This window comes from Acidiferrobacter thiooxydans, from assembly GCF_003333315.1.
Classification (GTDB): domain Bacteria; phylum Pseudomonadota; class Gammaproteobacteria; order Acidiferrobacterales; family Acidiferrobacteraceae; genus Acidiferrobacter; species Acidiferrobacter thiooxydans.
On sequence record NZ_PSYR01000001.1, the window covers coordinates 1,422,907 to 1,428,907 of the forward strand.

At 59.6% G+C, this 6,001-nt stretch carries 6 protein-coding genes; all 6 read left to right on the plus strand.

Annotated features, from left to right (window positions below):
- The first annotated feature begins 12 nt into the window (after positions 1 to 12).
- Positions 13 to 1,500, plus strand: coding sequence for a DUF2779 domain-containing protein (locus C4900_RS07095; RefSeq protein WP_083995695.1), 1,488 nt, complete (start codon positions 13 to 15; stop codon positions 1,498 to 1,500).
- A 164-nt stretch (positions 1,501 to 1,664) separates the two neighbouring features.
- The gene (locus tag C4900_RS07100; RefSeq protein WP_083995696.1) at positions 1,665 to 2,756 is read left to right on the plus strand and encodes a helix-turn-helix transcriptional regulator; all 1,092 of its coding nucleotides are present in this window, start codon (positions 1,665 to 1,667) and stop codon (positions 2,754 to 2,756) included.
- A gap of 529 nt (positions 2,757 to 3,285) precedes the next feature.
- The gene (locus C4900_RS07105) at positions 3,286 to 3,876 is read left to right on the plus strand and encodes a PD-(D/E)XK nuclease family protein (protein ID WP_228579955.1); all 591 of its coding nucleotides are present in this window, start codon (positions 3,286 to 3,288) and stop codon (positions 3,874 to 3,876) included.
- Positions 3,877 to 3,892: 16 nt separating this feature from the next.
- A complete protein-coding gene (locus tag C4900_RS07110; RefSeq protein ID WP_114282782.1) occupies positions 3,893 to 4,453 on the plus strand; it encodes a hypothetical protein in 561 nt (186 codons plus the stop codon).
- Positions 4,454 to 4,961: 508 nt separating this feature from the next.
- Entirely contained in the window at positions 4,962 to 5,483 is a 522-nt protein-coding gene (locus tag C4900_RS16230) for a hypothetical protein (protein WP_211306812.1), read from the plus strand.
- On the plus strand, positions 5,468 to 5,704 hold the full coding sequence (locus tag C4900_RS16235; protein WP_065969418.1) for a restriction endonuclease: 237 nt from the start codon (positions 5,468 to 5,470) through the stop codon (positions 5,702 to 5,704). Before C4900_RS16230 ends, C4900_RS16235 begins: the two co-directional genes overlap by 16 nt.
- The last annotated feature ends 297 nt before the right edge of the window (positions 5,705 to 6,001 follow it).

Genomic DNA, 6,001 nt, shown 5'->3' on the forward strand with positions numbered 1-6,001 from the left:
AGAGGGGAGGGTATGACGCGCGTCTTCGGCTTGTCCAAATCGAAACTGATGGCGTTCCGGCAATGTCCGCGTAGGCTCTGGTTGTCGGTCCATAGGCCGGACTGCGTGCCGGCCGACGACACGAACGAGGCGGTTCTGGCGACGGGCACGGACGTGGGCGTCATCGCCCGTCAGGGCTGGCCGGATGGCATCCTGATTGCCCCCGAGGGACCGCTGACCGAGGCCTTGAGCCAGACGCAGACAGCACTTGCGGCGCGCAAGCCCCTGTTCGAGGCCACCGTGCAGCAAGACGGGGTGCTGGTGCGGGCCGACGTCCTGGTGCCCCGGCCACGGGGCGCAGCCTTCGATCTCATCGAGGTGAAGTCATCGACCCATGTTAAAGACTATCAGCTCGAGGATGTCGCCATTCAATCACAGATCTTCGCGGCGGCGGGTGTGCCCTTGAAGCGTCGGGTGCTGCAGTACATCAACAGCGCGTTCGTCTACCCGGGGGGTGGCTGTTACCACGAGGTCCGGCCGGATGGGAGTCGCAATGGCCTCTTTGCCGCGGAGGACGTGACTAGGGCCGTGACGTCTATCCAGGCCGAGGTCCCGGGATGGATCGATGCGGCCCGGCGGACGCTGGCAGGCGCCATGCCGGATGAAACGGACGGATGCAACGACCCCTATCCCTGCCCCTATCAGGCCTTCTGCCATGCGCAGGCACCGGAATATCCGCTCTCCTGTCTGCCCCGGATCCGGGCGGAGGCGATCGCCGCCCTGGCCGAAAAAGGCTACCAGGACGTGCGGGATGTCCCGGCAGGGGTGCTCACCGTCCCCGCTCACGAGTGGGTGCGGCAGGTGACCTGCTCCGGTCAACCCGAGCTGCGCCCCGGGGCCCGGGCGGCTCTTGCGGTCCTCGATTACCCCCGCTATTACGTGGATTTCGAGACGATCCAGTTCGCCGTGCCGATCTGGCCGGGCACGCGTCCCTATGAGCAGCTGCCCTTTCAGTGGTCCTGCCATCGCGAGGACCGATCGGGCGCCCTAAGCCACTGGGAGTTCCTGGATCTCTCCGGCGCCGATCCGACCAGGGCGTTTGCCGAGACCCTGATTGCGGCCTTGGGCACGAAGGGCCCTATCTGTGTCTATAACCAGGGCTTCGAGGGTCGTGTCATCCGTGAGCTCGCCCTCCGATATCCGGAGCTTGCCGCATCGCTTGCGGCCCTTCTTTCGCGCCTGATCGATCTTTTGCCGTTGACGCGCGCGCACTATTACCACCCGGCCATGAAGGGGTCGTGGTCGATCAAGGCCGTTTTGCCGACCATCGCGCCTGATCTGGATTACGCCGAACTGTCCGAGGTGCAGGATGGGGGCGGGGCCCAGGAGGCCTATCGGGAGGCCATCGCCCCCGACACCCCGCCGGACCGCAAACAGGTCCTCGATCAGGCCCTGCGGCGCTACTGCGGCCGGGACACCGAGGCCCTCGTGCGGCTGGCGGCTTTCCTGAAGCAGGGCTAAACTTCACATACAACATAACGATAAGACGATGCCACGACATTTCGGGGAGTGTGCGCGATCCACAGTCCGGGTTGCGTCGGGGGTGTGCCAGGGCAGTCCCGCAGCGCCGGGCCGGGAGTCCTCCGGGCGTACGGTGCTACAGGCGGCCACCACAAGGCGGCGTCATGCGCGCGCGTAGGGCGGTCATGGCGGGCGAGCGCGAGACGATTCTGCGCCAGTGGGAGATGTTGCGACGGATTCCCCGGTATCCCGTCAAGACGACCACAGCGGAACTCCACGCAAGCCTCGTCAAGGCTGGGTATCAGGTCACGAAGCGCACGGTCGAACGCGACCTCGAAAGGCTGACCGTCCCCTTTCCGCTGCTCGCCGATGAGCGCAGCAAGCCCTTTGGGTGGAGCTGGCGGGCGGATGCCCCAGGTCTCACGATCCCCGGCCTTACCCTGTCCCAGGCGTTGACCTTTCAGCTCGTCGAGCAGCACCTGCGGCCTTTATTGCCGCCCGCGGTCCTTGCGGAGTTGCAGCCTGCCTTCGCGCTTGCAGCCGCGCGGCTTGCCGAGGCTGGCCCCACGCGCCGCTCCTGGGTCGACAAGGTGCGCGTCGTCTCCCCGACGCAGACGCTGCGGGTGCCGCCCATAGCCCCCGAGGTCCAGAGAACCCTCTACGAGGCGCTCCTCACAGACCACCAAGTGCAGATCCGTTATCTAAAGCCCGGCGAGAAAAGCCCCATCACGTATGAGGCGGTCCATCCGCTGGGACTCGTGCAGCGCGGCGCCGTTTTGTACCTCGTATGCACCTTCTTCGGTTACACGGACCCATTTCTTCTGGTCTTGCATCGCATGAAGACGGTCACGGCGCTCGAGGTCCCTGTGGTCCGGCCCCCCGACTTTGATCTGGATGCCTATATCGCCTCGGGCCGGATGGGCTTTGGAGAGGGGAAGACTATTCGTCTCGAGTTGTGGCTTGACGCCGACGCCGCACGCCACCTCACAGAGACGCCCTTGAGCGAAGATCAACGCCTGACGCCAACGTGCGACGGACGGGTACAGGTGAACGCGACCGTCCCGGAAACCGAGCAGCTGCGCTGGTGGATCCTGGGCTTTGGGGAGAAGGCAGAGGTAGTGAAGCCGATCCGCTTGCGCAAGGCAATGGCCGGAACGGCACGAAACCTTGCACTGCGTTACGGGGCCGAACCAAGACAGATCAATGCCGCCGGAAATGGCGCACATGGGAGCATTGAAGAAGCATGGCGACCGTGATGGCGGTGATGTCGCAGGGACCTTTGATGAGCGCTTAAAGGGGATGGTGGATTCGACATGGGCAGCAGGGGCTCCGCGGGGGGCGATGTCAGAGACATCGAAGACAGTCGCCGAAATACCCCATTGCTATGCCGACCTACTTATCCTCGTGTATCGCTGGCAGAGACTGAAATACGCGGTGGCACCCGACGATGACGATAGACCATGACATGGATACCATAAGGAGACAGAACTCAATGGCCACCAGTCGAGTCAATGATCCACATTTCGCCAGAGCCTTGGCGGCTTTCACGCTATCCTTTAGGGACATCCAGAGTACGACCCAAAACAAGCGCCCCAATGCGCTTTCGCTATCCGCGTTGGCTAACGCCTTGTCGGCGTTACGCGTCCATTTTCATCGTGACCCGCCACGACCCCTTTGGGATCGCTTGGCGGATTTCACAGCGGCGTGGCCCGGGTTGCCCCCTAGGTCCCCTCGCCGATACCTGTGCGGGTGTCGGCGCAAGTATTCGAAGCGTTCTGCCAGGATATGGAGAGACCGCTCGCGGAGTACCGAGCGACCGGTGTTTTGGCCAATGTATGGGTTGTTGCAGGCCTAGGGCGTGATGAGAGGCGGAATGCGCAGGTGCTCGCTTGGTTCTTGGACAACCACGGTAACCATGGCCAAGACTCGCTTGTTCTGCGCACGCTCCTTGAGAGTTTGGAGGGACGCTTACCTGCGGGATTCCCGCGCTCCTCGCATTTTCAGAGGGGGTACAAAACGTATGTCGAGTCGTGTCCTGACGGTGACATGACCAATCGGGTGGATATCGAGATTACGAGTGACGACGCCTTCGTCTTCCTTGAACTCAAGATTGGCGCACCAGAACGTGCTGGCCAGTTGGATCGTTACTACCAACTGGCAAAACGGCGCGCGAACGGCCAGGCCGTAGGTGTGCTGTATATCACGCCCGGAGGTAAACGACGAGAACCGGTAAGATCCGAGGAAAGGGCACACATCGTCGAAATCAGTTGGGCTGATGTAGCGAAGGCTTTGCGTCGAAGCGCCACGGTCCTGTTAGTCGACCACCCGGTTCGTCACTACTTGAATCAGTTTGCAACTCACATCAACGCATTATAAAACGGAGAAAATGCATATGAGTACGGTAGCCAATGTTGACGCCTTAGTTATTCGGAATATGTCCACAATAGAGCAGTCTATTGAGCATCTTATCAACGTCATAGAACCGCGAGTCTTTGGGGCAATAAATGAGGAGATCACGGATTGGATAGAAAAGAAGCGATGGGTTGGAGAGGCGACGTATAATGATCAACATCTGGATATTTGGCTACGGCCGGTGACTTGGCGGACTTCGCCGGGAGAACCCGCAGAGCACGGCCCCGCATATTTTTATATCATGGGCTTGTCAGAAGAAGAGGACTGGAGTTGGGTGACCATACTGTGTGGTGCCAACAAAGATGAAATCGGATTTGTGACAGAGTTCGACTGGAGAGGCGCGGGCCTAGCCAAGAAGGACTGGAAAGCCCTTGCTCAGGAGCACCAGGCCAAAACGCCCAGTTGCATCAAGCGGGTTTCCGGTTTGACGATAAGGAGGGTGTGTGGGCCCTCCCTGTTCGTGTGGATGCCGAGAAGCTTGCACAGGCTATCGAGGAAGATGACATTGCGTCCGCTCTTGAACCGTTGCGAGTGGCGTTAGAAACGCTTGGTCGAACCGTGGATCTTTGGAACGCGCTCGTAGCAAAGATTATCAAAAGCGATAACCCCAGACGTAAGAGTGGCAACGCCTAGCTTACAAAGGACGGCCGCCGGGCTCTGCTGAGGGATGGCTACTAATAACCCATTAGGCGTAACGGGCCCCCATTAATCGACGTACGAGAAGGGTCCATGGAAAATATACATACTGGGGCGAAGCCGCTAAAGATTCTTGTGAAAAGTGTGAGAGCTTCCCAGAATATCAGAGGATGGCCGGCCTTTTTTACGTCTGGACTGTCTCAAGATCAAACAAGGACCGTTCTTTCTGTCATCCAACAAGAGCTAGGGACATTTCGCCTGGATTAAGCCTTAAAAAAAAGGACAGACGTTACACAAAGTCCAAGGCGATCTAGGATTGGGTAAGCGAAGTCTGGCCTTTTTCCTATGAGATACGGAAAGGCGACCTCGTTATCCTGCCGTTCAAGACGCAACCCACCATCTATGTCGGAGAAGTGGTCGGGGATTACCACGCGGAGTTGCAGGGGCCGAAACCGTCCTTCCACTGGCGGCCGGTGAAATGGATTGGCGGGTCGGTTCCGCGCGCCAGCTTCGGCAAGGATTTGCTCTACACTTTCGGCGCATTTCTGACCATATGCCGCGTGCAGCGCAACAACGCCGAGCAACGCATCGGCGCCATGCGGGCTAATGGCTGGAAGCCCGAATCCATAACGGCGGTCACAAAGGCTCATTCACCAATGACCAACGAGGCCGCCGAAGATAGCGACCCTGAAGAACTGGCCCATGACCAGATTGCACCGCTTATCGCGTCGCGTTTCAAGGGGCATGGTCTCATCCGCTTAGTGGAAGCGATCCTCAAGGCGCAGGGGTACATCACGTACCAGAACCCAGAAGGGGGATGGGGCGTCGATATTCTGGCCGGTTCGGGGCCGCTGGGTTTTGGTTTGCCGCGTTTGTGCGTGGAAGTGAAATCGGAGGTGGGCCTATCGACCGCCCGAGCGTGGATAAGCTGTTAGGGGCGGTCTCCAAGTTTGGCGCAGGTGAAGGGTTGTTCGTCTCGTGGGGCGGCTTCAAAAGCAACGCGCAAAAAGAACTTGCGGAAAGCTTCTTCTGGGTGCGGCTGTGGACGCAAAAGGATCTGCTGGAACAACTGTTTGCTCATTATGACCACCTTGATGAAGACTGGAAGGCCGAATTGCCATTGAAGCGGATGTGGACGGTGGCAGTACAGGAATGATGGCTTGCCCTGAGTGCCTGGCATATGGGTTACTCGGTTTGCACAGTACCCGGATTACAGGGTGGGGCCCTGAACCGCGACAATGTCGTGGGTCGGAACGGCTTTTGATGTGCCCCCTACGGAGAGGTTTCTTGGGATCATAACGCTTGAATATAGGGCGCGCAGCGAGGCCTCGTCCGTTTGTCCGAGTACTAAGGCGCACCATCATTAATCGGGTCAGCGCGGGCACGGGCACTGAAAAGCTTTTCTTGAGTGTCGCCAGAGCAGGCGACGAATCGGCGGGGCGATAACGTCCAT

Excerpts from the sequence above, each read along its gene's own strand:
- C4900_RS07095 (WP_083995695.1), top strand. The coding sequence starts at position 13 with ATGACGCGCGTCTTCGGCTTGTCCAAATCGAAACTGATGGCGTTCCGG.
- C4900_RS07100 (WP_083995696.1), top strand. The coding sequence starts at position 1,665 with ATGCGCGCGCGTAGGGCGGTCATGGCGGGCGAGCGCGAGACGATTCTG.
- C4900_RS07105 (WP_228579955.1), top strand. The coding sequence starts at position 3,286 with ATGGAGAGACCGCTCGCGGAGTACCGAGCGACCGGTGTTTTGGCCAAT.
- C4900_RS07110 (WP_114282782.1), top strand. The coding sequence starts at position 3,893 with ATGAGTACGGTAGCCAATGTTGACGCCTTAGTTATTCGGAATATGTCC.